This is a genomic window from Minwuia sp. (genome assembly GCF_048263705.1).
Taxonomy (GTDB): Bacteria; Pseudomonadota; Alphaproteobacteria; order Minwuiales; family Minwuiaceae; genus Minwuia.
This window is the reverse complement of record NZ_JBLXDV010000016.1, coordinates 39,407-62,666: the sequence shown is the minus strand read 5'-3', so window position 1 is coordinate 62,666 and position 23,260 is coordinate 39,407. Positions and strand designations below refer to the sequence as shown.

At 62.6% G+C, this 23,260-nt stretch carries 21 protein-coding genes; 10 read left to right on the top strand and 11 right to left on the bottom strand.

Annotated elements, in window-relative coordinates; genetic code table 11:
* The first annotated feature begins 164 nt into the window (after positions 1-164).
* The 3 genes from ACN0X7_RS18225 to ACN0X7_RS18215 are packed head-to-tail and all read left to right on the top strand — an operon-like array spanning position 165 to position 2,668.
* On the top strand, positions 165-1,787 hold the full coding sequence (locus tag ACN0X7_RS18225) for an ATP-binding protein (RefSeq protein ID WP_417519899.1): 1,623 nt from the start codon (positions 165-167) through the stop codon (positions 1,785-1,787).
* Positions 1,788-1,815: 28 nt separating this feature from the next.
* Complete coding sequence (locus tag ACN0X7_RS18220; protein WP_417519898.1) at positions 1,816-2,274, top strand: response regulator; 459 nt, start codon at positions 1,816-1,818, stop codon at positions 2,272-2,274.
* The gene (locus ACN0X7_RS18215) at positions 2,264-2,668 is read left to right on the top strand and encodes a response regulator (RefSeq protein WP_417519897.1); all 405 of its coding nucleotides are present in this window, start codon (positions 2,264-2,266) and stop codon (positions 2,666-2,668) included. Before ACN0X7_RS18220 ends, ACN0X7_RS18215 begins: the two co-directional genes overlap by 11 nt.
* Before the next feature lie 183 nt (positions 2,669-2,851).
* On the opposite strand, the gene ACN0X7_RS18210 is transcribed toward ACN0X7_RS18215, so the two are convergent.
* Positions 2,852-3,601 (bottom strand): sulfite exporter TauE/SafE family protein, encoded by a 750-nt coding sequence (locus ACN0X7_RS18210; RefSeq protein WP_417519896.1) that lies wholly within the window; start codon positions 3,599-3,601, stop codon positions 2,852-2,854.
* 96 nt (positions 3,602-3,697) lie between these two features.
* On the opposite strand from ACN0X7_RS18210, the gene ACN0X7_RS18205 reads away from it, so the two are divergent.
* On the top strand, positions 3,698-4,405 hold the full coding sequence (locus ACN0X7_RS18205) for a FadR/GntR family transcriptional regulator (protein ID WP_417519895.1): 708 nt from the start codon (positions 3,698-3,700) through the stop codon (positions 4,403-4,405).
* Here the strand turns inward: ACN0X7_RS18205 and uvrC are convergent.
* Positions 4,386-6,266 carry an excinuclease ABC subunit UvrC gene (gene uvrC / locus ACN0X7_RS18200; protein ID WP_417519894.1) on the bottom strand — a complete coding sequence of 627 codons (1,881 nt, stop codon included), beginning with the start codon at positions 6,264-6,266 and terminating at the stop codon, positions 4,386-4,388. The genes ACN0X7_RS18205 and uvrC overlap by 20 nt on opposite strands.
* 237 nt (positions 6,267-6,503) lie before the next feature.
* Positions 6,504-7,634, bottom strand: coding sequence for a 2'-deoxycytidine 5'-triphosphate deaminase (locus tag ACN0X7_RS18195; protein ID WP_417519893.1), 1,131 nt, complete (start codon positions 7,632-7,634; stop codon positions 6,504-6,506).
* Positions 7,635-7,892: 258 nt separating this feature from the next.
* On the opposite strand from ACN0X7_RS18195, the gene ACN0X7_RS18190 reads away from it, so the two are divergent.
* The 4 genes from ACN0X7_RS18190 (at position 7,893) to ACN0X7_RS18175 (ending at position 11,844) form a co-directional block, all read left to right on the top strand.
* Entirely contained in the window at positions 7,893-9,509 is a 1,617-nt protein-coding gene (locus tag ACN0X7_RS18190; protein ID WP_417519892.1) for an acyl-CoA synthetase, read from the top strand.
* A 153-nt stretch (positions 9,510-9,662) separates the two neighbouring features.
* Positions 9,663-9,854: a ribbon-helix-helix protein, CopG family gene (locus ACN0X7_RS18185; protein WP_417519891.1), complete on the top strand. Its 192-nt coding sequence runs from the start codon at positions 9,663-9,665 to the stop codon at positions 9,852-9,854.
* Positions 9,855-9,858: 4 nt separating this feature from the next.
* Positions 9,859-11,007, top strand: coding sequence for a DNA cytosine methyltransferase (locus ACN0X7_RS18180; RefSeq protein ID WP_417519890.1), 1,149 nt, complete (start codon positions 9,859-9,861; stop codon positions 11,005-11,007).
* Between the two features lie 21 nt (positions 11,008-11,028).
* On the top strand, positions 11,029-11,844 hold the full coding sequence (locus ACN0X7_RS18175) for a hypothetical protein (protein WP_417519889.1): 816 nt from the start codon (positions 11,029-11,031) through the stop codon (positions 11,842-11,844).
* A 45-nt stretch (positions 11,845-11,889) separates the two neighbouring features.
* Here ACN0X7_RS18175 and ACN0X7_RS18170 read toward each other — a convergent pair whose 3' ends face one another.
* Positions 11,890-12,060: a hypothetical protein gene (locus ACN0X7_RS18170; RefSeq protein ID WP_417519888.1), complete on the bottom strand. Its 171-nt coding sequence runs from the start codon at positions 12,058-12,060 to the stop codon at positions 11,890-11,892.
* A 155-nt stretch (positions 12,061-12,215) separates the two neighbouring features.
* Here ACN0X7_RS18170 and ACN0X7_RS18165 point away from each other — a divergent pair, with 155 nt between their 5' ends.
* A complete protein-coding gene (locus ACN0X7_RS18165; protein WP_417519887.1) occupies positions 12,216-13,454 on the top strand; it encodes a cytochrome P450 in 1,239 nt (412 codons plus the stop codon).
* Here ACN0X7_RS18165 and ACN0X7_RS18160 read toward each other — a convergent pair.
* The 4 genes from ACN0X7_RS18160 to ACN0X7_RS18145 form a co-directional block, all read right to left on the bottom strand.
* Positions 13,444-14,730, bottom strand: a complete 1,287-nt coding sequence (locus ACN0X7_RS18160; RefSeq protein WP_417519886.1) for an MFS transporter — start codon at positions 14,728-14,730, stop codon at positions 13,444-13,446. The two genes, ACN0X7_RS18165 and ACN0X7_RS18160, sit on opposite strands and share 11 nt — an antisense overlap.
* 71 nt (positions 14,731-14,801) lie before the next feature.
* On the bottom strand, positions 14,802-15,938 hold the full coding sequence (gene dapE / locus ACN0X7_RS18155; protein ID WP_417519885.1) for a succinyl-diaminopimelate desuccinylase: 1,137 nt from the start codon (positions 15,936-15,938) through the stop codon (positions 14,802-14,804).
* A gap of 231 nt (positions 15,939-16,169) precedes the next feature.
* Entirely contained in the window at positions 16,170-17,399 is a 1,230-nt protein-coding gene (gene acdA, locus ACN0X7_RS18150; protein WP_417519884.1) for a 3-sulfinopropanoyl-CoA desulfinase, read from the bottom strand.
* Between the two features lie 13 nt (positions 17,400-17,412).
* Complete coding sequence (locus tag ACN0X7_RS18145) at positions 17,413-18,096, bottom strand: DUF1194 domain-containing protein (RefSeq protein ID WP_417519883.1); 684 nt, start codon at positions 18,094-18,096, stop codon at positions 17,413-17,415.
* A gap of 33 nt (positions 18,097-18,129) precedes the next feature.
* Between ACN0X7_RS18145 and speB the strand changes: the two genes are divergently transcribed.
* Positions 18,130-19,095 carry an agmatinase gene (gene speB / locus ACN0X7_RS18140; RefSeq protein ID WP_417519882.1) on the top strand — a complete coding sequence of 322 codons (966 nt, stop codon included), beginning with the start codon at positions 18,130-18,132 and terminating at the stop codon, positions 19,093-19,095.
* Between the two features lie 10 nt (positions 19,096-19,105).
* Here speB and holA read toward each other — a convergent pair whose 3' ends face one another.
* Genes holA through leuS form a run of 3 tightly spaced genes read right to left on the bottom strand, consistent with a single transcriptional unit; the run spans position 19,106 to position 23,214 of the window.
* Positions 19,106-20,143 (bottom strand): DNA polymerase III subunit delta, encoded by a 1,038-nt coding sequence (gene holA, locus ACN0X7_RS18135; RefSeq protein WP_417519881.1) that lies wholly within the window; start codon positions 20,141-20,143, stop codon positions 19,106-19,108.
* A 16-nt stretch (positions 20,144-20,159) separates the two neighbouring features.
* Complete coding sequence (locus ACN0X7_RS18130) at positions 20,160-20,669, bottom strand: hypothetical protein (protein WP_417519880.1); 510 nt, start codon at positions 20,667-20,669, stop codon at positions 20,160-20,162.
* Positions 20,656-23,214 (bottom strand): leucine--tRNA ligase, encoded by a 2,559-nt coding sequence (gene leuS / locus ACN0X7_RS18125; RefSeq protein WP_417519879.1) that lies wholly within the window; start codon positions 23,212-23,214, stop codon positions 20,656-20,658. The genes ACN0X7_RS18130 and leuS overlap by 14 nt, the downstream gene beginning before the upstream one ends.
* Between the last annotated feature and the right edge of the window lie 46 nt (positions 23,215-23,260).

Below are 23,260 nucleotides of genomic sequence, written 5' to 3'. Positions count from 1 at the left end.
GCGTTCAGCCCGTATCGGGAGACATGGTCCGGCAAGCTGTTGTTCACCCAATCGCGACCTATGCCATTTCGAGCACCAGATGGCCCAGCTCACCCCGCTTCATTAAGCAAATCGACATATTTCGAGTGCATCCTCGGTTTTTTTCGAGCGCGGAAGGGGCTTCCATGAAAGACTTCAGAACCCGGTCAAATCAGAAGCTCTCGGGTATCCTTACCGTGGCGCTGGTCGCGGTGTTTGTCGTTCTGGTCGCTGTCGTGGGCGGTGCGTCGTTCTGGATGGCTGCGGAGCATGACCGCCTTGCCTCGGACAACACGAAGAAACTGGTCACCAGCGGGTTCGATGGACTGGAGTCGAAATACCGGGCTCTCGTTCAGGACTATGCATTGTGGACCGAACTATATCTCGAATTGGTTGCACCGGAACCTGACACCGACTGGCTCTATGCCAATGTCGGGTCCGTAGCGACTGTCGAACCGAGCGATGTGGACATCGCGACAGTCCTGACGCCTGGCCGCAGCGATATTATGGAGTGGAGGACCGATGGTCCCGAGTCGCCTGCGGCGACATCACTGTCAACCGAAAGTCTGGGAGTCCTGAACAACTTGCTGGTCAGGGAACCCGTTGACAGCAGACGCGGCTATCTGAGCTTTCTCGAAATCGAAGGAGAGCTCTGGATCTTTGCCGCCGCGCGCGTGGTCACGACCGAAGGAACGCCAGCGAATGCGACTGATGAGACACTTCCGAGGGTATACTTCGGTCGCAACCTGTCTGCAGGAATCGTGGCCGGGATCGGCGAGCAGTTCCTTGTCGATGACATCTCGGTAGGTACATCGCCCGTCGCCGGATATGACCATATCGAACTTGAAGCCGGGAAAGGCGGGCCGCCGATCTTCGTCAGCTGGCAGGCGCCGAGCCCGGGGGACCAGATTCTGAGAAACATTGTTGTCCCGATCGCCATCGTACTGCTGCTGACCGGCATTGCGATTGCGACGGTTGCATTGATGGCCGTTCGATCTGCGCGACGTCTCGAGAAGGCCTTGGTCGCAGCGCAGGCGGCAGACCGCAGCAAGACCGAGTTTCTGGCCAATGTCAGTCACGAATTGCGTACGCCAATGAATGGTGTGCTCGGGATGGCGCAGGTTCTCAAGATGGGCAATCTCGACGACCGTCAGACCAAACAGCTTGGTATTCTGATCAACTCGGCAGAGTCGCAGATGCTGATCATCAATGATCTCCTGGAGATATCGAAGATCGAGAACGGCACGTTTGAACTCGACAATACTGCCTTCGATGCGATGCCGCTGTTCATGAATATCGTTGAACTGCAGCAGCCTGCGGCCCATGAGAAAGGAATCGAGCTCGTATTCAGTACGCCGGAGAAGCAGCCGCCGAAACTCCTCGGTGATCCGCAGGCGCTCCGTCAGATCACTACCAACATCGTCGGAAACGCCGTCAAGTTTACCAACGAGGGTCGCGTTGATGTCAGCGTCGACTGCGCCACATCACTTGATCAGACGGTGCTGACGCTAAGGGTGCGCGACAGCGGGCCGGGGATCGCCGAGGAGGACCATCATAGGATCTTCGAACGTTTTGCTCAGGTTGACGAGTCCAGCACCAGAACAGCCGGTGGAACCGGTCTCGGCCTTGCGATCACCAAATCGCTGGTCGAACTGATGGACGGCACGATAGCGCTTGAAAGCAGCGTCGGAAAAGGATCGGAGTTCACGGTGCGGTTGACATTCGAAGTCGCTGCAGTGTCGGAACTCGAAACCGCCCAGGCGGCTTGAAACAACGTACATTCGAAGGGATGCCAGGATGAATTCATCTGCCCGGAAACGGGTCCTGATTGTCGACGATGTCGAGAACAATGCCCGGGTTCTCGAAGCGATACTCATGGTTTTCGATGTCGATATCGAAATCGCCAGAAACGGACATGAAGCTGTTCAGATGGTAATGGACATCCCACTGGATCTGATTCTCATGGATATTGCGATGCCCGGGTTGAATGGCTTCGATGCAACGGTGCAGATCAGGAAATTTCTTGGTGACAGACAGGTGCCGATCATTGCGATCACCGCCGATGTGACACCGCAGACCCTGAACAAGGTCCAACTGGCGAAGTTTGACGCCTTTCTGCCAAAACCGATTGATGTTCCGAAGTTGCAGGCGGTGGTTGCGCAGATGGTCAGTCCGGTGGAAACAGAGAACACAACGATTTCGACAGGATCGCCGACTTCTGAGCACATGCAGGAGCCAGCCGCCCATGTCCATTGAATCGCCGATGAGAGTTCTGGTCGCCGAAGACAACGACACGAACATTGCGGTGCTTTCTACCATGCTGGAAGCATTTGGGTGTGAAATACACCTTGCGCTGGATGGGCAGAAGGCCGTCGATGGTGCCTTGGAATGGCTGCCCGATATCATTCTCATGGACATCAACATGCCCAACAAGGACGGTGTTCAGGCGGCCATTGATATTCGAGCTAGACTACCTGACCCCCGCATTCCGATCGTGGCAGTGACCGGCAATGTGACCCGCAGTTCGCGCCAGCGCTGTGAAGACGCCGGCTTTGATGGATTCATTGAAAAACCCATCGATATCGTGGTCCTGCAAGAAGTTCTCGAAAAGGCTGATCGAGATCGGCAGGTGTCAGGCGACGCCGTGTGAATCCAGCACTGACCCGCCACTTTGGCGGCCGACATGCCCTCAATCCTGTCAAGAACCGCATTTGACCGTTGTCCCGCGCCAGTTACTGTGTGAAACGGTCGATACGAGGTGTCGCCTTCGAGGCGGGCCATTTCTTCTGTCAGACGGTCGTTCTCTCGCTGGAACCTTGCATGACGAGGTTCGTCAGCGCAGGAAGAAGAGTGTCGTCATCGTCAGCCCGATCAGCACGACGAAAGCCCGTAACAGACCGGTTTTCGTGATCCTGCGACTGAGATATCCTCCCGCATAGCCGCCAGAGGCCGCTGCAATGGCCATGGGTATCGCCACGTCCCAGACGATCAGCCCGGCAACGGCGAACGTGATGGCGGACGCCAGCGAGAGGATCGATGACAGGATGCTCTTCAGTCCGTTCATGCCGTGCAGATCGGCATAGCCGAGCAGCCCCAGCGTGGCGAGAAGCATGATCCCCAGCCCGCCGTTGAAGTAGCCGCCGTAGATCGATACCGCGAAGATGGCGGCGGCCGACACGAACGGGCCCGCCACGCCGATGCCTTTCGACTGCATCATGCGGATGGCGGACGGACCGAAGGCAAACAGCAGCGTGGCGACGAACAGCAGCCACGGGACGAGTCCCGAGAAGGCCCGGTCCGACGTCATCAGCAGCAGAACGGACCCCAGCAGACCGCCCGTGACGGAGACCAGAAGGATGGCGCGGATGGACAGGCTGCCTTCACGCCGCAGGTCATGCCGGAAGGCCCATGCGCTGCCGATATATCCGGGCAGTGCCGTGAGCGTCGCCGTTGCGTTGGCCACGATTGGGGGTATCCCGGCATAGACCAGCGCCGGGAACGTCAGGAACGTGCCGCCGCCGGCGACGGCGTTCAGCGCGCCGGCGGCGAAACTGGCGATGCACAACAGCAGGATATCGGTCATCAGCGGGCTTCCTGTTCCATAAGAGGGGCCGCTATCGCACCATCGTTGATTGGTCTGCAAATTGGTCTAGATTTTACCAGGACAGGAGTTGCATTCATGAAACGGGACGCAGCCTTCGAGGCGCTTTCGATGTATCTGGCGCGGGAGATGCCGGGCTTCGGGGACCGGTTGCCCGCAGAGCGCGATCTGGCGAAGGCGATCGGGTGCAGTCGCGCCACCCTGAGGGCCGCGCTGGATCGGCTGGAACAGCAGGGAGAGATCTGGCGTCAGGTCGGGCAGGGCACCTTCAGGGGGCGGCGTCCGAATCACCTGCCCGTGCGCGACAGCGTTCTGATCGAAGGGGCGACGCCCGCCGATCTGATGCAGGCCCGCCTGCTGCTGGAACCCGCCGTGGCGGGCGCGGCCGCCCGGTGCGCAAGCCGCGAGGATGTGGCGTTTCTCAATGCCCGGGTGGATGCGGGCCGCAAGGGGCGTGACCGCACCGCCTGTGAACAGGCGGACGATGCATTTCACACCGCCATTGCAAGCGTTGCGGGCAATCCGGTCCTCACGGGTCTGATGTCCTATCTGTCGGGTGCCCGCCGGCGGGCGGCATGGCAGCGGCAATGGGACAGCACCTATCGCCGGCTTGGCGTTGACGAGTTCCGGATCGATCACAGCGCCCAGCATGCGCATGTCGTGGATGCCATCGCCCGCGGCGATGAAGCCGCCGCATCAACAGCCATGCGCGTGCATCTGCAGACCATCGAGGAAGCGCTGTCCCCGAACGGCCCCGGCGAGGCGGTCAGGTTTCGCCCGTATTGAAGTGATCGTAGATCTGCTGCGCCATGGCGCTGGAGATGCCGTCGACCTGCTCAAGATCCGCAAGTCCGGCGCGCGCGACGCCCTTGGCCGATCCGAAGTTCATCAGCAGCGCCTTCTTGCGGCGCGGGCCGACGCCGTCGATCTCATCCAGCGGTGACTGGCCGATGGCTTTCGAGCGTTTCGCCCGATGTGTGCCAATGGCGAAGCGGTGGGCCTCGTCGCGCAGCCGCTGCAGGTAATACAGCACGGGGTCGCGCTCGGGCAGGCTGAAGGGGGGCTTGCCGGGCAGGTAGAAATCCTCCCGCCCCGCGTTGCGGTCCGGGCCCTTGGCGATGGAGACCAGACCGACGCCCTCGACCTCCAGTTCGCGGAAGACCTCCTCGACGATGCCGAGCTGTCCCTTGCCGCCGTCGATGACGATCAGGTCGGGCCAGTCGTCGGGTTTTTCGGCGCTGTCCTTCTTCAGCCGCTTGAAGCGCCGCGTCAGTACTTCGCGCATCATGGCGAAATCGTCGCCGGGGGTCAGCTCGGTATCCTTGATGTTGAACTTGCGGTAGGCCGCCTTGCGGAAGCCTTCCGGCCCGGCGACGATCATGCCGCCGACGGCATTGGTGCCCTGGATGTGGCTGTTGTCGTAAACCTCGATCCGCTGGGGCGGCGCGTCCAGTCCGAACGCCTCGGCGACGCCCTTCAGCAGCTTCGCCTGCGCCGCGCCTTCGGCCTGCTTCCGGCCCAGCGCTTCCTCGGCGTTGCGGACGGCCTGATCGACCAGTTCCTTCTTGGCGCCGCGTTGTGGCGTCAGCACGGCCACCTTGTGGTTCGCGCGCACGCTCAGCGCCTCGGCGATCAGGTCCTGCGACGGCACTTCATGGCTCAGCAGAAGCTGTTTCGGCGCGGTACGGTTGTCGTAGAACTGACCGATGAACGCCCCCAGCACATCGCCGATCTCGTCGTCCTTCGTGTGGCTGGGGTAGTAGGCGCGGTTGCCGTAGTTCTGCCCGGCGCGATAGAAGAACACCTGCACACAGGTCTGCCCGCCCGCCGTCGAGGCCGCCATCACGTCGGCCTCGTCCAGCCCTTCGACATTCACGCCCTGCTTCTGCTGGATCTGTGCCATCGCCCACAGCCGGTTGCGGTACATGGCGGCGTCCTCGAACTCCAGCGCATCCGACGCGGCCTGCATCTTCCGGCCCAGTTCATCGCGCACGTCCTGACTGCGTCCCGACAGGAAATCCCGCGCCTGGTCGACCAGTTCCAGGTAGTCCGGCTGGCTGACGTAGCCCACGCAGGGCGCGACGCAGCGCTTGATCTGGTACTGCAGGCAGGGCCGCGTGCGCGTCGCGAAGTCATTGTCGGAACAGGACCGCAGGGGGAACGCGCGCTGCAGCGCCGTCAGTGTGTGGTTGACCGCCGTGGCGCTGGCGAAGGGACCGTAATAATCGCGGTCCTTCTCCCGCGCGCCGCGATGTTTCACCAGCATGGGGTAGTCGTGATCGCGGTTGACCTCGATATAGGGAAAGGACTTGTCGTCGCGCAGGATGATGTTGAAGCGTGGCTTCAGGCGCTTGATCAGGTTGGCTTCCAGCAGCAGCGCCTCGACCTCGGTGTGGGTCGTGATGATCTCCAGCTCGCGCGTCATCTGCACCATGCGCGCGATCCGCATCGACAGGCCGCGCGCGCGGGTATAGCTGGTGACGCGGTTCTTCAGGTTGCGCGCCTTGCCGACATACAGCACGTCGCCGCTCTCGCTCAGCATGCGATAGACGCCCGGGCTTTCCGGCACCGATTTCAGCTTCGCCGTCAGAATGGCGAAGCCGTCGGGGGCGGCATCCTCAGTATCGGTCGTCTCGGTTTCGGACATGTCTCCGTCACTTTTCTCCCTCCCCCTTGAGGGGGAGGGCCGGGGTGGGCGCCCCTCCGCCGGGCCGGTCCGCGCTCGTTGGCGTCGCCCCCCCTCCCTCTCCCCCGGGGGGGGGGGGGGGGGGGGGGGGGGGGGCGGTGCGGAGCCGCAGCCTTGGGGTACGGCGTTCATGTTGGTATTCGGCTGCGCCGATTCACCCCCATCCTAACCTTCCCCCCTCAAGGGGGAAGGAACAGGTCAGTCCTGAATGAAGTGCTTGCTCAGCTTCAGGCCCTGACCCTGGTAGTGGCTGCCGATCCCGGCACCGTAGAGCGTCTCCGGCGGTTCCATCAGGCGCTCGTAGACCAGACGGCAGACCCGCTGGCCGTGCGCGATCTCGAAGGGCACTTCATGGCTGCGCACCTCCAGCACGGCGGGTGTGCCGCCGGAACCTTCCGCGCCATAGCCGAAACCGGGATCGAAGAAGCCCGCATAGTGGATGCGGAATTCGCCAAAGGACGTGTCATAGGCGACCATCTCGGCGGCGGAGTCGGGGGGCACGGACACGCGCTCCTGACTGACCAGAATGTAGAACTGGTTCGGGTCCAGGATCAGGGTCTTTTCGGCGTTCGCGTGGATCGGCTCCCAGAAATCCGACACCGGATAGGCTCCGATGCGGTCCAGATCGATCAGCGGCGCATGGCGGCGCGCGCGGTATCCGATCAGGCCGCCATAGGCCTCGCCGGACAGGTCCACCGACATCCACAGGCCGTCGCGGATGGTCGGCCCTTCCGCACCCGCACTGTTGGGGTCCACCAGACTGTCGCGTTCGTGCAGTTCGCGGTGCAGGCTGTCGGATGTGCCGGGCCGGCCCCGCCAGAGCCGCAACTGGTTCAGCCGCTGCCCCGCCGACAGTTTGACCGAGAAGGTGCGCGGCGCGATCTCCAGATAGAGAGGACCTTCGTAGCCCGCCTCGACCGTTTCGAAGCTTTCGCAGGCGTCGGTCACCAGACGCGTGAACACGTCCAGCCGCCCGGTCGAGCTTTTCGGATTGGCCTTGGCCCACATGTCTTTCGGCAGTTTCAGCCGTTCCTGCAGTTCGACCAGATAGACGCAGCCGCGTTCCAGCACGGTCGGCTGGCCCAGATCGATCTCGTGCATCGTCAGGCGGTCGAGCTTGGAGGCGACTGTGTTGCCCTTGCCCGGCAGGAAGCTGGTTCGCACCCGATAGCACCGACGCCCCAGCCGCAGGTCCAGGCTGGACGGCTGGATGATGTCGTCGGGCACACCGCCGTCGGCATGCACAACGCCGTCGGCGACCACGCGGCGCAGCGCCTGTGACGGCAGGATACCCGTGGTACGGGCGCGGTTGGCAGTCTCGGTTGTCATGTGACGTGCTTAGCGGTTTGAAGGGCTTTGGACAACAATCAAGCGCTCTGCACAAGCCCGCACGAGCGCCTGCGGGGAATACCGTATTGTTTCCGACAGGCCTGCTCCCTATCTGCGCCGCCGCGCCGACCGAACCGCCAGCGAATACAACCGCGTCCGCTAGCACCCGCTGCGACGCCCGTGCCTGTTGATCCTGCGCCGGATTCTGGTGTTTATCTCGGGCAACCAACAAAATCCGCACGAGGGAGCGACCCGACCATGAGCGCTGAAGCCTATGCCGCCGATCTGGACATGCAGCCTGCCAACTACACGGCGCTGTCTCCGCTCAGCCTGATCCGGCGGACCGCCGCCGTCTATCCGGAATATACCGCCATCGTACATGGCGACCTGACGCGCACCTGGGGCGAGACCTATGACCGTTGCGTCCTGCTGGGCTCGGCGCTGGCCAAGCGCGGCATCGCCAAGGACGACACGGTCGCCATCATCTGCCCCAACATCCCGGAAATGTACGAGGCCCACTTCGGCGTCGCCATGGCGGGCGCGGTGCTGAACCCTCTGAACTATCGCCTCAACCCCGCCGAGATCGCCTTCATCCTGAACCATGGCGAGGCCAAGGTGCTGATCTGCGACACCGAATTCTCGGACATCGTGAAGGAGGCGCTGAAGTCGGTCGAGCGCGACCTGCTGGTGATCGACGTGGTCGACCCGCAGGGACCGGGTGGCGAGACCCTGGGCGAGATGGACTACGAGGCCTTCCTGAAGACCGGCGACGCGGAGATGGTCTGGTCCCTGCCGGACAACGAATGGGACAAGATCTCGCTGAACTACACCTCGGGCACGACGGGCAACCCCAAGGGCGTGGTCTATACCCACCGCGGCGCCTACCTGAACGCCATCAACAATGCCGTCACCTGGGGCATGGGCAATCACGCGCGCTACCTGTGGACCCTGCCGATGTTCCATTGCGACGGCTGGTGCTTCCCCTGGACCCTGGCCGCCATAGCGGGCGTGAACATCTGCCTGCGCCGGGTCGAGGCCGCCACCATCTATGACGCCATCGCCCGGCATCAGGCGACCCACCTGTGCGGCGCGCCCGTGGTGATGCAGATGATCACCGGGGCCACGGACGAACAGCGCAAGCCCTTCGAGCATCAGGTAAACATGATGACCGCCGCTGCGCCGCCGCCCGCATCCGTGCTGGCCGACATGGCGGAGCAGGGCTTCGAGGTCACCCACGTCTATGGCCTGACCGAGAGCTACGGCCCCTGCGTGGTCTGTGCCTGGAAGGACGAATGGAACGCGCTTGCCACCGAACCGAAGGCGAAGATGAAGGCGCGCCAAGGCGTGCACTCGGCCATGCAGGAAGACCTGATGGTCGCCGACCCCGAGACCCTGCAGCCCGTGCCGAAGGACGCAAAGACCATGGGCGAGGTGATGATGCGCGGCAACATCATCATGGCCGGCTACCTGAAGAACCCCAAGGCGAGCGGCGAGGCGTTCTCCGGCGGCTGGTTCCACACCGGCGACCTGGGCGTCTGGCACCCCGACGGCTACATCGAACTGAAGGACCGTTCGAAGGACATCATCATCTCCGGCGGTGAGAACATCTCCTCGATCGAGGTCGAGGACACGCTGTACAAACACCCCGCCGTTGCCGCCTGCGGCGTGGTCGCGAAACCGTCAGAAAAATGGGGCGAAACCCCCGTCGCCTTCATCGAACTGAAGCCCGGCAAGGACGCCACACAGGACGAAATCATCGCCCACCTGCGGGAGCACCTGGCAGGCTACAAATGTCCCCGCGAAGTGGTGTTCGGGGAGATTCCGAAGACGAGCACGGGGAAAATCCAGAAGTTCAAGCTGCGGGAGATGGTTTGAGCGGGCGCAGGCGGGATGGGGATGGCTGGGTCGGCTATTCTGCCGCCTTCACTGGACGATTGCGCATTGATCGCCATGTTGCACCATTCATCATAGTGATGCACTTTGCAGAATATTTGATTCTCTGGACAAGAACATTGCAGGAACTTATAGATGGTTGGGATAAAGAAAGCTCAGAGGATAACTGTTTCGCTCCATGCTTCAGAGCACGCTTCGCTCTGTGCGTTGGCAGAGCGTTATGATGTGTCTCTGTCATGGCTGACTCGGCAGGCGATTACAGAGTTTCTTGAGCGTTACGAAAATGGTGAGTTTCAGCTTCCTCTGCAGCTCGGAAGTGGGAGATAGAAGAATGAGCAAGATCCTGACGGCGATCGATTTGTTCTGCGGTGCCGGCGGTTTGTCCGAGGGACTCCGTCAAGCGGGATTTTATGTGTTGGCAGGAAACGATTTCGACGAAGCGGCAGGCAGCACCTTCGCTTCGACTCATAAAGAAGCCAAATTTTTGGCAGGCTCGGTCCAGAAGATTTCTGCTACTGATTTCCTGAAGGCGTCCAACTTAAAGCGAGGCGAGCTTGATTGCTTGGTCGGTGGGCCGCCGTGTCAGGCATTCAGCGTCTACAATCATCAACGTGGCATGCATGATGAGCGCAGTCAGCTTTTTCGCGAGTATCTCAGATTGGTCGAGGGCCTTAATCCCCGTTGGGTGATTATGGAGAACGTCACCGGCATAACATCTGCTGGTGCCGGTGAAGCCGTTCAAGCCATTCTCAAGGGACTCAAGGGCCTTGGCTACATCGTTGAGCATAAGATCCTTCGCGCTGAGGAGTATGGTGTCCCACAAGAGCGCCGCCGTGTCGTATTTATTGGAAACCGTCTAGGTCAGCCAATTGTCTGGCCTCATAAGACGCATGGCGACGGCCTTTTACCGTTCACGACAATTAAGGATGCAATTGGGGACTTACCCGCATTGTCGAATGGCGAGAAGCCGGGTGTAATGCCGTATGGTCGAGCTGCCATAGGTCCCTACCAAAAGGCGCTCAGAAATGGATCTAATGCCGTCTACAATCACGCCGCTCCAAGGCTTGCGCCTATCAACATTGAGCGCATGAAGCACATTCCGCCGGGGGGAAGCTGGCGCGACATCCCTGTAGAGTTGCTTCCTAAAGGAATGAAGAAGGCGCGTCGCTGTGACCACACTAAGCGCTATGGCCGAATGACTTGGGACGGTCTTTCCTGCACCGTCCTTACCAAATGCGATTTGCATTGGGGCGCATTCATTCATCCAGACCAAGATCGCGTAATCACGGTCCGAGAAGCTGCACGAATACAATCATTTCCGGACTGGTTCCAATTCGAAGGTTCCAGAACAGAACAATATGTTCAGGTCGGGAACGCTGTTCCGCCTATTCTCGGGCGGAGCATTGGCAAAGCTATTAGAACGGCCGATAGTGCTGAGAATGAATGCCTGCAGCCCATGCTGCTCCCAGTTGCGGGATAGTGGACAAATATCAGGATATGTATGAGCGCGAATCCAGAAGATAGTATCGCCGAGATTCTGGGCCAACCAGCCCATTCTGGTTTCGATCCAGCAAAGAGTGGTTACCGGTGCCCATTCATAGGTAGTGCATGTACGAAGCGCAGCACAGCTTCTGAACACCCTTACCCGATTTGCACGATACGAAAGAGAGACTCATCGCCAGTCTGCGTCTGCCCAAAGCGTTTCTACGCAATCGATTTCCTAGATGAGGTAATTGAGCATGCTTGGCCTGGAATTAAGCCTGAGCATCCGCGTATTGCGCGCGAAGTGCAGATGAAGGATTTCGGCAATGTGGACTTTGTCATTGCCGACACTCCCGATGGCCAGGAAATAAAACAGTTTCTGTCGGTAGAATTACAAGCTATCGATATAACTGGCACAGTACGCGATGCTTACAATGCAATTATATCAGGTGATAGACTTGAAAAAAAGAAGAGCTACGGTCTTAATTGGAAAAATGTTTACAAGCGCTACATTCATCAGATCATTAGCAAGGGTTATTATCATCACCACTGGGGAACGAAGATCGTCGCTGTAATCCAAGATGAAGTCTATGATTATATTTGCCGGGATGCAGATTTTTTCCGAACCGCCAGCCGATCTGATTTCGCGTCTCCACAAGTGAACATCATATTTATGTCGTATCAGTTTATTGATGATGGAAATGGCGGCTATGATCTAGCGCTCGATAAAGTAGAAGGAACATCACACTCCAATCTGCAACAAGCAGTTCTCTATAAATCAGCACCTTCTAGGGACGATTTTTGTCAGAAGATCGCTGCGGCGCTCAACAGGTAGCCAATGATGCGCTTTCTCGGCGGCGGGTGTTGTGTTCAACCTCCCTCAAGGCAGCAGCACCACGCTCTCCGTCGCCTGGCTCGTTTCCACGGCGCGGTGGGCTTCGGCGGTGTCTTTCAGGGGCCAAGTCTGGTTGACGTTGACGGTGACGGCCTGGTTCAGCACCGCGTCGAACAGGTCGACGGCGCCGGTGACGATGTGCTTCGGGTCGGCCATGCAGGGCATGATGGCGGGGCGGCTGAGGAACAGGGAACCGCAGCGTACAGGATTGACCACGTTCGTATCCGGCGCCCGCCGAGCTCTCGGCAATTGATTGCTCTGGCAACTATTCGCTGATACCCTGCGCGTCTCACACCGGGGAGGGCAGGGGCATGGGCGTGGCGGAGCAGGCTGACGCGCGGGGCGGGGCGCGGTTTGTGGATGTTTCCGATCCGGAGCTCTATCGCGCCGATGCGTGGCAGGTGCCGTTCCGGCGGTTGCGGCAGGAAGAGCCGGTGCATTTCTTCGAAACCAGCCTGCACGGGCCCTACTGGGCGATCACGAAACATGCCGACATCATGGAGATCGAACTGAACGACGCGGTGTTTTCGTCGGCGTCGGAATGGGGCGGCATCCAGATTCAGGATGACGGCGATATCGCCAGGCGGAAGAACCTGATCCGCATGGACCGGCCGGAACACACCGGGCACCGGCGCACGGTGGCGCCCATCGTCGCGCCGACGAACCTGGCCAACATGACCGACCTGATCCGCCAGCGCACCGAAGCCGTGCTGGACGGCCTGCCGCGCGGCGAGACGATCAACTGGGTGGATCACGTGTCCATCCCGCTGACCACGATGATGCTGGCGACGCTGTTCGGCTTTCCGTTCGACGAGCGCGAGAAGCTGACCTACTGGTCCGATGTCGGGATCTGCGACGTGAACGCGCCCGACGCGCCCGTGACATCGGAAGACGAACGCCGCGCCGTGCTGGCCGACATGGCCGCGCGGTTCCGCGAGCTGTTCGACGAGCGTGCCGCCAGGGCTCCGTCCTTCGACCTGATCTCCATGCTGGCGCATTCGGACGTCACCCGGAACATGGATGCCGAGACCTTCATGGGCACCGTCATGGTGCTGATCATCGGCGGCAACGACACGACCCGGAACTCCATGACCGGCGGCGTGCACGCGCTGCACGACTATCCCGAGCAGGACAGGCTGCTGCGGTCCGATCCGGACCTGGTGCGCAACATGGTCTCGGAAACGATCCGCTGGCAGACACCGCTGCAGCACATGCGGCGCACGGCCCGGGAAGATATCGAGTTTCGCGGCAAGACCATCCGCAAGGGCGACAAGGTGGTGATGTGGTACATCTCGGGCAACTTCGATGAAGAGGCTTTCGAAGATCCTGACAGCTTCAACATCGCCCGACCGAACGCGCGGCGGCATCTGTCCTTTGGCGCGGGGATACATCGCTGTGTCGGCGACCGGCTGGCGGAACTGCAGTTGCGTATCCTGTGGGAGGAAATCCTGAAACGCGGCCTGCGGATCTCAGTCGAAGGCCCGCCCGAGCGGATCTATTCGGCCAACATCCGCGCTTTCCGGTCGCTGCCGGTCCGGATCACGGTCTGAGCAGGCCGGGACTGCCAAGCCCGCCGGGATCCTCGTCGAAGCGGGGCAGGTCGATGCGGCGGCCGCGCAGTTTCGTCAGGAAGACGCTCAGGATCAGCAGGTTCACCACGCCGCCCGCCGCCGCCGTGGCATAGGACCAGAAGTACGAGCCCGTCAGGTCGAACAGGAAACCGCCTGCCCAGGCGCCCGTCCCCATGCCCAGCCAGCCGAAGAAGACGATCACGCCCAGCGCCTGCGCAGCGATCCGGGCGGGCAGCAGCATGCGTCCGGCGACCAGGATGGTGGCCATGTCGGCGGAATAGAACAGCCCGAAAACGGCGGCGAGCGTATAGACCATCCACAGCCCTTCGGCGAAGGGGAAGAACAGCACCAGCAGGGTCTGCCCGGCGGAGGCGATCATCCAGGCGGGGACCGCGCCCACCATGTCCGACAGCTTGCCGCCCATGATGCGGCCGCCGATCCCGGCGATCATCAGCACCGACAGCACCGAGGCCGCCAGCGACGGGTCGATGCCCCGGTCGCTGACCAGCGCCACCACGTGCACGATCGGCACCGACATGCAGATGCAGCAGAAGAAGGCGGCGGCGCTGAGGAAGATCAGGGTCGTGCGCACCGCGACCGGCGGCGGCGGTTCGGTCGAGGGTGCCGCGTTCGCCGCGCCGCCCGCAACGCTGCGCGATGGCGGATCCCGGACCAGAAGGGCCAGCGGCAGGCCGACCGCCAGGAATGTGATGCCGATGGCCGCATAGGCAGTCTGCCAGTCATAGGCGTCGATCAGCAGGCGCGCCGCGTAGGGAAAGACCGCCTGCCCGAACGCGCCGCCCGCCGCCATCAGGCCGATGGCGAGGCCCTGATTGCGGGTGAACCAGAAACCGACGGCGGCGAACAGGGGTGTGCTGACGGCGCTGTTGCCCAGCGCACCGAAGGCGAAATGCAGCAGATAATAGTACCAGAGCGATCCGGTCTGGCTGAGTGCGAAATAGGACAGGCCCATCATGATTACGCCGAACAGCGCGATGCGCCGCCCGCCGCGCCGGTCCGACAGCCAGCCCCACAGGATGCCGAAGGCTGCCGCCGACAGGGCCACCGCCGTATAGCCGGCCGAGACCTCGCCCCGCGACCAGCCGAAATCTGCGGCCAGCGGCTTCAGGAAGACCCCGACCGAGCCGATGCCGCCGAAGGCCAGCGCCTGCAGGCCGAATCCGACCGCGACCATGATCCAGCCATAGCCGTTGTCGGACCGCGCCGCCGCGCCGCTGTTGTCTCCTCCCGCCATCCGCGCATGGTGGTGCGGATCGGGTCGGCGGGCCAGCACCGTGATCGGATGGCGGCTATGTGTCCGTCACATCAGACGCGGAAAAAGCTGCGCAGAACGCGTTCGTAGATGTCAGTCAGTTTCGCGATGTTGGCGACCTCGCAGCATTCGTCGACCTTGTGCATGGTCTGGCTGATCAGGCCGAATTCGACCACCGGGCAGGCGTTCTTGATGAAGCGCGCGTCCGACGTGCCGCCCGTGGTGGACAGATCCGGTTCGACCTTCAGTTCGTGCGTGATGGCGTCGGACAGCATCTCCGTCAGGTCGCCCGGCGCGGTCAGGAACGGATCGCCGGAATTGCGAAATGTCAGGCTGTAGTCCCCGCCCACGGCCTCGCAGACCGCACGGATTTTTGCTTCCAGTCCGGCGGCATCCTGCAGCGTGTTGTAGCGCACGTTGAAGCGCGCCTCGCCGCTGGCCGGGATCACGTTGGATGCCGTGTTGGCCACATCGACGGTGGTGATCTCCAGATTCGACGGCTGGAAATGATCATTGCCGTCGTCCAGATCGATGGCCGCGATGCCATCCAGCATCTTCACCAGACGCGGCACCGGATTGTCTGCCAGATGCGGGTAGGCGACATGGCCCTGCGTGCCGGTCACCACCAGATGCCCCGAGAACGAACCGCGCCGTCCGATCTTGGCCATCTCGCCCAGCGAGACCGGATTGGTTGGCTCGCCGACGATGCAGGCGTCGATGGTCTCGCCGTTCTCGGCCATCCAGTCCAGCACCTTCGTCGTGCCGTTGATCGCCGGGCCTTCCTCGTCGCCGGTGATCAGGAAGGCGATGGAGCCCTGAATGCCATCGCCGATCACCCGCTCGCTGGCCTCGACCATGCAGGCGATGGCGGTCTTCATGTCGACCGCGCCGCGCCCGTACAGATAGCCGTCGGCGATCTCGGCACCGAACGGATCGAACCGCCAGGCGTTTGCGTCGCCGACCGGCACGACGTCGGTGTGGCCGGCAAAGCAGAAGACCGGACCTTCCGTGCCATGGCGCGCGTAGAGGTTCTGCACGTCGGGCGTGTTCTCGTCCGAGAAGGTCAGCCGGTGGCAGGCAAAGCCCAGCGGTTTCAGCGCGGCCTCCAGACAGTCCAGCGCACCGCCCTCCTCGGGCGTCACGGACGGACAGCGGATCAGGTCGCGGGCGAGATCAAGGGCATCGGTCATCGGGTGAACCTGCTTTCGGCTTCGGCAAGATGGCATCTGCTATCGGCGTGGGGGTCCCCGGGTCAAGCCCGGGGATGGAAAAGGCGCGGATTTTTCGCCTTCAGACGTGCCGAGATCCCCCTTATCCTTCATCCTGCGGATGTCCATCAGGCCTTTCAGTGACGCAGCCTTTCGACTTTTGATTTTGCGTGGGAGGTCCCCGGGTCAAGCCCGGGGACGGAAAAGGCGCGGCTATTCCGCAGCCACGGCGGGCGGGGGGCTGTTGCGGCCGATGTAGCCGTCGCGGGTCTGCGGCAGTTTCATTTCCAGCAGATGCGAGGCGACCGTGGTGCGCAGGACCTGCGCGGTGCCGCCGCCGATGGTGAACATGCGCGCGTCGCGCACCATGCGTTCCATCGGCGTGTCGCGGGAATAGCCCTTGGCACCGAAGATCTGCAGCGCATCGTTGGTGACCTTGATCGCCATTTCCGAGGCGAAGATCTTGGCCTGTGCCGCCGAGTAGGGATCGGGGAACGGGCTGTCATTGACACCACGCGATCGGGCCGCGCCCTGCAGCATCAGACGCGCCGCGTCGACCTGGATCGCCATGTCGGCCAGCATCCACTGCAGGCCCTGGAACTCGGCAATGGGGCGGCCGAACTGAACCCGCTCCAGTGCGTACTGGCGGGCGTGTTCCAGCGCGCCGGCAGCGATACCCAGCGCCATGGTGCCGGCACCGACCCGCTGGCTGTTGTAGGCGTTCATCAGGTCCGCGAAGCCGCGCTTCAGGCCCGAAGGGGGCATCAGCAGACGGTCTTCGGCCAGTTCCAGATCCTCGAAAATCACCTCGGCTTCCGGGATGCCGCGCAGGCCCATGGTCGGCTCGCGCTTGCCGATGCGCAGACCCGCGTCCTCGTCGCGGACCGCCATGAAACCGCCGATTCCCAGTTCCTCGCCCTGTTCGTCGAAGGCGCGGGCAAAGATCAGATGCAGGCGGGAGACGCCGCCGCCGGTGATCCAGTGCTTCTTGCCGTTCAGGACCCACCTGTCGCCATGCTTGCGCGCGCTGGTGATCATTTCGGTGGCGGCCGATCCGGCATTCGGTTCGGTGATGCAGATCGCGGGCTTGTCGCCATCCAGCACGAAATCCGCGGCCATCTTCCGCTGGGCATCGGTGCCGTAGGTCAGCACGGCGGAGATCGCGCCCATATTGGATTCGACGGCGATCCGTCCCGTGACGCCACAGACCTTTGCCATCTCCTCGATCACCAGCACGGCGTCCAGAAACGACCGGCCCTGACCGCCCAGATCCTTCGGGATCGTCATGCCCATCAGGCCGGCGTCGTTCAGCGCCTTCACATTGTCCCAGGGATACTGTTCGGAACGGTCGATCTCGGCGGCACGCGGTGCGATAACGTCCTCGGCCAACTCCCGGGCCTTGTTCCGAAGCGCCTGTTCCTGGTTGGTCAACTGGACCTGCATGGTGTCCTCCGCATCAGTCTTCAGCCATGGATACCATTGGTATCCCCCGAATTTCACGCAGTAGTTTGCGTTTCATCGCCACGCCGAAATCATCGTAGCTGTTGGCGATCTCGATGAAGCTGCCCGGACCGGCAATCACATGGTCCGCGTAGTAGTGGTGGATATTCGGATCGGTGCTGATGATCGGCAGCCCGTTGATCACGATGCCTGCCGCCTCGGCGCGCCGCTTGGCGTGCAGCAGCAGCGGCGGGTGCATGTTCTTGCCGTCTCCGGACACGTCAATGACGCGCCGGTCCGCCCGAAAGGGCAGTCTTTCGAGATGCCGGTTCGCATAGTCGATGGCATCCGCGATCGCCGTGCCGCGAAACCCGAACAGCCGTGGCGTCCGGCGAATGGCCCGCGCGGCAATGGCCGTATCCGTGCCGGTGCGCAGGACCATCCAGTCGAGTGTGACGGCCTGCTCGTCGATGCTGGACCATTGCAGCAGGGAAATCGCGATGGCCGCGTTGGGGCCGCGCTGAATGGTGGCGATGATCTCGGGATCGTTCAGCGAATCCGCGATGCCCTGCATCTGAAGCTGGTACTCCCGCGAATCGACGCTGGCCGAGGTATCGACCGCCAGCACGATGGCGACGTCGACGCGTTCCTGTGCGAACGCCTTTGGGGCTTGCGCGATCAGGATGAACAGACCAACCATGATGCACATGACAGTCCAGAAGGAGCGTCCCGGATGACCGGCAACAGCTATGACAGCGGACGATTGAATCTGCCTTTCGTCGGGCATTGCACCTTCGGCAAGCAGCCCGTCTGCCTCGACTGGGACGCCATCGACGCGGACGCGGCCATCTTCGGCGCGCCTTTCGACATGGGCACGCAGTATCGCGCGGGCGCGCGCTTCGGTCCGCGTGCCGTCCGCGAGGCATCCACGCTGTTCAGTTTCGGACATGGCGGGGCGTACGATCATGAAGACGATGTGACCTATCTGCCGGCGGACAAGGTGCGGCTGGTGGATATCGGCGATGCGGACATCATCCACACCGATACCGCCAAAAGCCACGACAACATTGAATGGGGTGTGCGCAAGATCCTGAAGGCGGGCGCGCTGCCGGTCGTGATCGGGGGCGATCATTCGGTCCATATTCCCTGCATCCGGGCGTTCGACGATCAGGTACCGGTGCATATCGTCCATATCGATGCGCATCTGGATTTTGTCGATGAACGCCACGGTGTCCGCTACGGGCATGGCAACCCGCTGCGTCGCGCGTCAGAGATGTCGCATGTCACCGGTTTCAGCCAGCTTGGTATCCGGAACGTGTCATCGTCCAACCGAAGCGACTATGAGGCCGCGCGGGCTGCTGGATCGGATATCCTGTCGGTGCGCCAGTTCCGCAAGCTGGGGCCGGAAGGCGTGCTGGCGCGGGTGCCCGATGGCGCGCGCTATTATCTCACCATCGATATCGACGGTTTCGATCCCTCGATTGCGCCGGGAACGGGCACGCCCAGCCATGGGGGATTTCTGTACTACGAGATACTGGAGTTCCTGCAGGGCCTGACGGCGCGCGGCGAGGTCGTGGGCATCGATCTGGTTGAAGTGGCCCCCGATTACGACCGCGACGGCACAACTGCCTTTCTGGCGGCGCAGCTACTGATGAACCTGTTGGGCTTCATTTTCCACAGACAGGGTAAATCGGACTGAAGCCGAGGGTTCAGCGCCGCGCCGGGCGGGCGTTCGCCGCATTCCCCAGCCGCAGCAGCAGGTTGCGGCAGATCAGGCCGGAGTCCGAGCCACTCGACCGCATCTCGATCTGGGCGTCCAGCGCCAGCTTGCGCGCGGTGGCCAGCTTGCCCAGCGGCCACTGCGCCAGTTGACGCCGGAACGAGGCCTGACGGTCCTTCGGTCCCAGCCGCGCGGTCTTCATGCCGATCTCCAGGCCCTTGCCGGACTGCTCGAACCCGATCACCGTGTCGAAGCGGTCGAGATGCCGGAACAGCGACGACATGATCATCTCCGGATCGGTCTTCTCGGCCACGCTCTTGTCGAACAGCGACAGCGCCTGAGCCGTCTTGCCTTCGAAGGTCGCGAAGGCGATGGCATCGAAGCCGACCTCCGACTGATCGCCCATGACGGCCTCGACATCGGCCAGTGTGATCGGGCCCGACTGCCCCAGCCGGTAGGTGATCAGCGTGTCGAGCATCTGCCGGTTCGACTGCCGGTCGGGGCCCAGCCGGTCGACGATGGCGGCGCGCGCATCGGGTTCGATGCTCAGGCCCGCCTCGCGCAGGGCGTCCCCGGCCAGCCGATCCAGATCCTGATCGCCATCGGGGTAACAGACCAGCACCGCCGCCATCGGTGATTTCGCTGCCAGCTTTCTGAGGGCATTGGCGGGCTTCAGGTCGTTCGCCTCGAAGATCACGACCGATGCCGGTGGCGGTCCCTCGAACAGGGCGGTGCCCGCGCGCGTCACGACCGCCTGGCTGGCCTCGGTCACACGGATCACGCGGTCGCCCCCGAACATCGATATCTGATTGACTTCATCGGACAGCCGCGCGGGGTCGTCCGACAGGGCCTCCGCATTCAGGCGGACCAGCTGGAACGGATCGAAATCCCTGCCCAGATGATGGCGTGCCAGCCGGTCCGCACGTTCGCGGACCAGCCCCGTATCGGGTCCGAAGATGACGAAGATCCTGTGCGCCGGATCGGGTTTCGAGAGATAGGCTTCAACATGCCAGGGCTTCGGCTCCATGCGCCCGGCCCCCGCCTCAGTCCCGGCGCAGCAGCAGCAGCACGCGCTGCCGGACGGCCTCGCCGGTCAGGCGGCCGACCAGCTTCTCGGCGTCGCGCGTTGCGATCAGGGACGCAAAATCATCGTCGACGACATTCAGTGGCACGACCCTGCGCACCGAACCGGAACCGAGCAGGGTGCCCTCGACATCCACCCGGGCGAGCTTCCAGACGGTATTGAGTCCGACATTGATCCGCGAGGCGGTTTCGTCGGACTGGATGCCGACGTTCTCGCGGGTTTCCTCGACGATCAGGGTCAGGCGGTATTTCGCATCCGGGTTCCGGTCGGGGGCGGCGATGGCGTTCAGTATCGCGTCCCGCGTGGCCTGCCCGACGCGCGAATCGAGCGGATCGACGTAGACGTCCGCCAGTTTCTGCTGCAGGTCTCCGCCCGGCTTGTAGACAGGCTCGAACCCGCAGGCACCCAGAGCCAGCAGACCGGCCAGCACCAGCCCGCCCAGCAGATATCTGCGATCAGACCACGACATTGACGATCCTGTTCGGTACCACGACGACCTTGCGCGGGGGCTTGCCGTCCATGGCACGCTGTACATTCGGTTCGGCCAGCGCCGCCGCCTCGACATCGGCGCTGTTCATGTCGCGCGCCAGATTCAGGATCGCACGCTTCTTGCCCATCACCTGAACCGCGATGGCGACCGTTTCGTCGACGATCAGCGCGGGATCGGCCTCGGGCCAGGCGATATCGACGGCCAGCCCGTCACCGCCCAGCGTCTTCCAGGCCTCTTCGGCGAAATGCGGTGTCATCGGTGCCATCAGGCGCACGATGGTCTCGACGGCGAACCGGCGTTCGGCCCGGTCCGTTTCCGATGCTTTTTCGGCGGCGTTGGTCAGTTCATGGACACGGGCCACGCCACGGTTGAAATGGAACCGTTCCAGATCCCCGGTGAAACCGTCGATGGCACGGTGCGCGGCGCGGACCAGGTCGTGTCCGGTATCGGCGCCGTCCGCGCTGTCGCCGGCAACGGTGCGGACCAGCCGCCAGACACGCTGCAGGAACCGCCATGCGCCGTTCGCGCCCTCGTCGGACCATTCCAGATCCCGGTCGGGCGGACTGTCCGAGAGCATGAACCAGCGGGCGGTATCGGCCCCGTACTTGTCGATGATCGCGCCGGGATCGACGGTGTTGTTCTTGGACTTGGACATCTTCTCCAGCCCGCCTTCGGTCACCTTTGCGCCGGTTCCGATCTGGCGGAACCCGCCGTCGTCGGTTTTCTCGACCTCGCTCGGGTACAGCCAGGCGCCGTCCTCGGCGCGATAGGTCCGGTGGATGACCATGCCCTGCGTGAACATGCCGGCAAACGGTTCGTTCAGGTCGCCGTGCCCGCTTGCCCGCATGGCGCGGGTGAAGAAGCGCGAATAGAGCAGATGCAGGATCGCGTGTTCGATGCCGCCGATATACTGATCGACCGGCAGCCAGTAGGCCATGTCCGCCTGCCGGACGGGTTCGTCCTCGGCATCCGCGCTGGCGAAGCGGGCGAAGTACCACGATGAATCCACGAAGGTGTCCATCGTATCGGTTTCGCGGGTGGCGTCGGCCCCGCAGGTCGGGCAGGCGGCGTTCTTCCAGGTCGGATGATGATCCAGCGCGTTGCCGGGCTTCTCGAAGGTGACGTCCATCGGCAGGGCGACCGGCAGGTCGCTCTCGGGCACCGGCACGACACCGCACTTCGCGCAATGGACGACCGGGATCGGACATCCCCAGTAGCGCTGCCGGCTGAGACCCCAGTCGCGCAGGCGGAAATTCACCGTCCGCTCGCCCTTGTCGCGGGCTTCCATTCGTTCAGCGATGGCGGCCTTGGCTTCGTCGATGCTCATGCCGTCCAGGAAGTCGGAATTCACGATCCGGCCATCGTCGGTGTAGGCCGTGTTGCCGATCTCGAAACGGGCGGCATCCTCGCTTTCCGGACACACGACGGGCACGACCGGCAGATCGTACTTGCGGGCGAAATCCAGGTCACGCTGATCGTGCGCGGGACAGCCGAAGATCGCCCCGGTGCCGTAGTCCATCAGGATGAAGTTGGCGATATAGACGGGCAGTTCACGCCCTTCGATGAACGGGTGGGCGACCTTCAGGCCGGTATCGAACCCGCGTTTCTCGGCACGTTCCATTTCCTCTTCCGAGGTGCCCATCTGTCGGCATTCCTCGACGAAGGCCGCCGCATCGGGGTTCTTCGCCGCGATATCCTGGGCCAGCGGATGTTCCGCCGAAACCGCCATGAAACTGGCACCGAAGATCGTGTCGGGACGCGTGGTATAGATCGTCAGACCATCGTCGGGACCGTCGCCGGTGAAATCGAAGGTCATCCGCAGACCGGTCGATTTGCCGATCCACTGCGTCTGCATCGCACGTACCCGGTCGGGCCAGCGCGCCATGCTGGGGCTGGACAGTTCGGCCAGCAGGTCTTCTGCGTAGGCGGTGATGCGGAAGAACCACTGCGTCAGCTTGCGCTTCTCGACGGTCGCGCCCGACCGCCAGCCCTTGCCGTCGATGACCTGCTCGTTCGCCAGCACGGTGTGATCGACCGGGTCCCAGTTCACCCAGCTTTCCCGGCGGTACACCAGATCCTTCTCCAGCATGTCCAGAAACAGCTTCTGCTGATGCTTGTAGTAGGCCGGGTCGCAGGTCGCGAACTCTCTGGACCAGTCGAGACTGAGCCCCATCGACTTCAGTTCCGCCTTCATGTTCTCGATGTTCTGATATGTCCAGTCGGCGGGATGGACCTTCTTGTCCCGCGCGGCGTTTTCAGCCGGCAGCCCGAACGCATCCCAGCCCATCGGGTGCAGGACGTTGAAGCCCCGCGCGCGCTTGTAGCGGGCGACGACATCGCCCAGCGTGTAGTTGCGGACATGGCCCATATGGATGCGGCCGGACGGATAGGGAAACATCTCCAGCACGTAGTATTTCTCACGCGAGGGATCGGTCTCGGCGCGGAAGCACTGCTGCTCCTCCCAGACCTGTTGCCAGCGGGCCTCGGTCTCGGCGGGATTGTAGCGTTCGTTCATGTCGGTCATGGCTGAATCAGTCGGTATCGGTCGGAAACGGGGCGGCTGGCGGGCC